The 3453-nt window shown below is 35.6% G+C and carries 4 protein-coding genes; 2 read left to right on the top strand and 2 right to left on the bottom strand.

What is annotated here, in order from left to right; all coding sequences use genetic code 11:
- Positions 1-42: 42 nt before the first annotated feature.
- Positions 43-357 (bottom strand): MGMT family protein, encoded by a 315-nt coding sequence (locus GSA01S_RS09655; protein WP_066127024.1) that lies wholly within the window; start codon positions 355-357, stop codon positions 43-45.
- 13 nt (positions 358-370) lie between these two features.
- Positions 371-781 carry an OsmC family protein gene (locus tag GSA01S_RS09650; protein ID WP_066127020.1) on the bottom strand — a complete coding sequence of 137 codons (411 nt, stop codon included), beginning with the start codon at positions 779-781 and terminating at the stop codon, positions 371-373.
- Between the two features lie 155 nt (positions 782-936).
- On the opposite strand from GSA01S_RS09650, the gene GSA01S_RS09645 reads away from it, so the two are divergent.
- Both GSA01S_RS09645 and GSA01S_RS09640 read left to right on the top strand, forming a co-directional pair.
- Complete coding sequence (locus tag GSA01S_RS09645) at positions 937-1974, top strand: NADH:flavin oxidoreductase/NADH oxidase (protein ID WP_066127017.1); 1038 nt, start codon at positions 937-939, stop codon at positions 1972-1974.
- 355 nt (positions 1975-2329) lie between these two features.
- Positions 2330-2986, top strand: a complete 657-nt coding sequence (locus tag GSA01S_RS09640) for a deoxynucleoside kinase (protein WP_066127014.1) — start codon at positions 2330-2332, stop codon at positions 2984-2986.
- Positions 2987-3453: the final 467 nt, after the last annotated feature.

The raw sequence follows: 3453 nt of genomic DNA, 5'->3' as shown, positions 1-3453 counted from the left end.
CCGTTTAAAATAATAAAACCCTCTACCTATATACTAGCTTTGTTACCATAGTTGCCATTGATGTTGCTTTTTATCAACATGGCACTCATCTTTAAAGGTGATGCCTTCGTCCAACAACAAAGATTTTTGTTGAACAAAATGAGGTGCTAATCTTCCAGCTGCATTCACCACGCGATGACAAGGATACTCGCCATACAAATCCGCTTGACTTAAAACTTTGCCAACTAAACGCGCATTTTTTGGGCGATTAATTAATTGAGCGATTTGTCCATAAGTGGCAACATTACCTATTGGTATTTCTGACACGACCGCTAACACTTCATAAATTAAAACTTCAGAAAGAACTTTAGCTGACATAGCTGATTCTCCATTAACCTACTAATTCAATGTTGACATTTTCACCATCTTTTAATAATTTGACAACGGGACATCGCTTCAAACTGGTTGCTAAAATCGATTGGGCTTCAGCACTTTCGAGATGTGGCATTGTTACTTTTACTGCAACGAAAAATTGATAACCCGGTTCATCTTGTGCTAAATCAATTTCTGCTTTGACTACTGCTTGATGTTCATATCCGCGGCGTTTTTCTTCAGCTTCGATCGTTGCATTTAAACAAGTGGTTAAGGCCAATCCTAATAATTGCTCCGGATTCGTTCCCGGTACATTTTTGGTTGGACTAGAAACTTGTACTTTTAATCCATCCGCTTCATTCACATAAGCAATCCCTTCAATCCCATCTTGGTTAATAACTTCAGTATGATACAGTGATTTGTATTCCATTAAGATATCCCCCTCTTTCGAGATTTAGTTTAACACAGTTTGAGCATTTGCTGAATTTATTTTGCTTGAAATTCCGATTATTCAAATGCAAGCAATAATGTTGTCTAAAACTGTTTGGATAATTTATACTATTAGATGAAAAGGAGGCTTATGCCATGTCAAAATTATTATCTCCTGCTAAAATCGGTGGGATTGATTTATCTAACCGCGTCATCATGCCACCCATGTGTATGTATGAAGCACACGAACAAGACGGAAAACCGACCCCCTTCCATTTTGCCCATTATGGAATGCGGGCCATTAGTAAAATGGGACTAATCATTCAAGAAGCAACCGCCATTGAACCCGATGGGCGTATCACAAATCAAGATTTAGGTTTATGGAATGACGAACAAATGGAAGCAATGAAAAAATTGGTTGATTCCGTCCATTATTTAGGAAGTAAAATGGGTATTCAAATTTCCCATGCCGGGCGTAAAGCAAGTGATGCCCAAGCACCACTAAGTCCTAGTGGCATTCCTTATGGCGAGCCCTATAATCCGCCAGTTGAAATGACTTTAGAACAAATTCAAGCAACGATTGATGGCTTTGTCGCTTCCAGTATCCGTGCTGAAAAAGCCGGTTATGATATGATTGAAATTCATGCAGCTCATGGCTATTTAATCAGCCAATTTTTATCACCATTAGCTAATCAACGGAATGACCAATATGGTGGCAGCTTAGAAAACCGTTATCGTATTTTACGCGAAATTATCGACGGCATTAAAGCTCAAGTTGCTCTACCAATTTGGGTACGTATCTCGGCCGATGCATATGATGAAACAGGCCAACAAAATACAATTGAAGATTGGCAACAAATGGCTCGTTGGATGGAAGAACAGGGTGTTGTAGCTATCGATGTCTCCACTGGTGGCATCTTAAGTAAAAAACCTAATATTCCCGTTCATGCTGGTTTCCAAACACCTTATGCAACTAGAATTAAAGAAGCTGTTGCGATTGATGTAATTACCGTTGGCTTAATCGATGATCCAGGATTGGCTGAATTTATCTTACAAACCAATCAAGCCGATGCCGTGATGATTGGTCGTGCTATCTTACGAAACACCAACTGGTTAAACGATGCTGCCGTATCCCTACATGACCATGAGTTTAAACCATATAATAATTCTTATGTGAGAGGACAGAAGGGGTAATTAATGCTTTAATAAAAATTATTGTTGATAGATTAGAGCATAAAACTTTTTAGTTTGCACCATCATATAAAGAGGTGCATCAATTGACTTCCTTCCTAGTTATCTGATAACTTCTTTATTTCTACCAGAACTAAAAATAATGGGAATCATAAAACAACCTGTTCCTGACCATTTCAAGCCTATTGTTAGTGATGATGGTAGTGGATTTGAAACATTCTTATTTTCGGTGTACTAAGATATTTTCATTTACGTTTAATATACTTTAAAAAGAATTCAAAAATAATACTTTAACGTCTTTGGTTTTATGTTATAATCAATGAGTTGAAATTTTGTTAAATCATTTGAGGAGTTGGTTATGATAATAGTCATTGGTGGCATGATTGGCGCTGGTAAGACAAGCGTGGCCAAAGTTATTGGAGAGCAGTTAGATTCTGAAGTCTTTTATGAAAATGTCGAGAATAATGATATTTTGCCATTATTTTATACAGCTAGCCCGGAAGAACAGGATGCAAAACGTTATCCTTTCTTATTACAGTTAGAGTTTTTAAGTAGTCGTTATCAAGATATTAAACGTGCATTCCATAATCGTCATAATGTCTTAGACCGTTCAATTTATGAAGATTGGTATTTCTGTAAAGTTAATAATGATTTAGGTCGTATTTCTGATATGGAATTTAAAATATATGAAAAATTATTAAATAATATGATGGAAGAGTTAGAATCCTTACCACAAAAAGCACCAGATTTAATGGTCTACTTACACGGTTCATTTGAAACCATTATGGAACGCATTGGGCTTCGTGGACGAGAATTTGAACAAGATGAAAGTTTGCGTCATTACTATTATACTTTGTGGTCAGGTTATGATGCTTGGGTTAAAAATCACTATCATGCCTCTCAAGTGCTAATGGTGGATATTGACCAATTAGATGTTGTGAACCGTCCTGAAGACATCCCTGTCCTAATGAAAATGGTCAAAGACAAATTAAATACTTTAGATAATGAGGCTTAATTCATTGACTTATATGAAATGATCTATGCCTTACTCAATAATTGCTAGGAGACTTTCAGTCTTTTAAATATTTCAAGAGCGAGTAATAAGTAAAAATCAATTTACTTATTGCCCGCTCTTTTTTCACAATCTTTTTCTTAAAACAAACTCTTTCGCATCATAAAAACGTCTTTATAATCAACTTTCACGATAAAAACCTCATTTTACTCTCATTATTTTTTCGTTATATTGTAATCATTCACTTAATCTCAAACAACAACCTGTTCAAAACAATCTCCTAATTCACCTTTTTCAAAAATAAATTTTTTTCGAATCATTTTACTGATTTAATTTCATTTTCTCCATCAAAGCTGTTCGTTTTGGATAGGTAATATTTCATCATCAATTGTTTATTCCAGTTCACAAACTTTTTGTCTTTTACCATCAAGTTGCCTACTAAACAAAAAAACACTGGGAGTGGGCAAAAA

The organism is Globicatella sanguinis NBRC 15551 (assembly GCF_001552295.1).
GTDB classification, from domain to species: Bacteria; Bacillota; Bacilli; order Lactobacillales; family Aerococcaceae; genus Globicatella; species Globicatella sanguinis.
This window is presented reverse-complemented; position numbering and strand designations above follow the sequence as displayed.

Coding starts and splice junctions, on each gene's coding strand:
- GSA01S_RS09655 (WP_066127024.1), bottom strand. CDS start 357: ATGTCAGCTAAAGTTCTTTCTGAAGTTTTAATTTATGAAGTGTTAGCG.
- GSA01S_RS09650 (WP_066127020.1), bottom strand. CDS start 781: ATGGAATACAAATCACTGTATCATACTGAAGTTATTAACCAAGATGGG.
- GSA01S_RS09645 (WP_066127017.1), top strand. CDS start 937: ATGTCAAAATTATTATCTCCTGCTAAAATCGGTGGGATTGATTTATCT.
- GSA01S_RS09640 (WP_066127014.1), top strand. CDS start 2,330: ATGATAATAGTCATTGGTGGCATGATTGGCGCTGGTAAGACAAGCGTG.